The organism is Vibrio sp. YT-19(2023) (assembly GCF_033337395.1).
In genome coordinates this window covers 1-913 of record NZ_JAWOQN010000240.1, presented here as the reverse complement: position 1 = coordinate 913, position 913 = coordinate 1, and the positions used below count along the sequence as shown (strand labels likewise).

Sequence of the window (913 nt, the reverse complement as noted above, 5' to 3'; positions counted from 1 at the left end):
AAGCCATGGCGAGACCACCACGGAACCAACCGACGATGGCAATCGCAAATCGGATGATTCGCTTTGCAACGCCACCTGTCGACATAAAACTTGAGGCCAAAATGAAGAAAGGTATCGCCAACAATGTATAGTGACCAGCAAAGGCGTTAAACAGCGTTTGAGCAACTGACGCCAAAGAGGCATCGGAATGCAGCATTAAGAAAAGTACACTGGAAAGACCCAGAGAAATTGCGATTGGCACACCAATGAGCATGAAGCCAATCACCATTAAAAACAGTAGTAAAATATCCATGGCTTAGCGCTCCTTGTGCTCAGAATCGTTCGAGGAACGAGGAGTCATGGCATCGCCAGCTTCACTCATTTCTTCTTTTAAGGCTTCCAGTTCTTCCTCAGCTTCATGACCTGCAATCAAGCGATCCAGCTTGCCTGTAGCGATCTGCCAAGTGACTTGTAAAAAACGGAAAGTGAGCATCGCCATACCAAGCGGCAAAGCGAAATAAGGAATAAAGCGTGGCAGTTTTTCGTAGCGCTCGCCTTCATTAAGCCAATCCGCTAAGAACTGTAAAAACTCAGGCATTGGGATATCGTCGGTCTCATACCATGCGCGCTCTGTCGCAAAGGGATACCAATAATTCCAAGCACCAATCAAAAGCAGAATCGAAAAGGTTAGGCAGCAGGCCGCTGCGACTAGCGCAAGGAGTTTACGGCGCCCTTCAGGTACGATATTGATGATGACATCCACGCCAATGTGAAAGTGTTTTTTCACACCGTACGAAGCGCCAGCTAAAACCATCCACGCGAACATGAATACGGTGAGCTCTAACGCCCAGAGAATATTATCGTTAAAGACATAGCGAAAAATGACATTAGCAAACGTCAGCAATGTCATCGCACCTAAGAAGAAAGCAATCAA

General features: G+C 46.8%; 2 protein-coding genes. Both read right to left on the bottom strand.

Features of this window, described 5'->3' with window-relative positions; all coding sequences use genetic code 11:
• On the bottom strand, positions 1-292 hold a 292-nt coding region (locus R7E78_RS25130; protein WP_318058472.1), incomplete at its 3' end, for a TRAP transporter large permease subunit.
• Positions 293-295: 3 nt separating this feature from the next.
• The coding region (locus tag R7E78_RS25125; RefSeq protein ID WP_318058471.1) for a TRAP transporter small permease at positions 296-913 on the bottom strand (618 nt) is incomplete at its 5' end.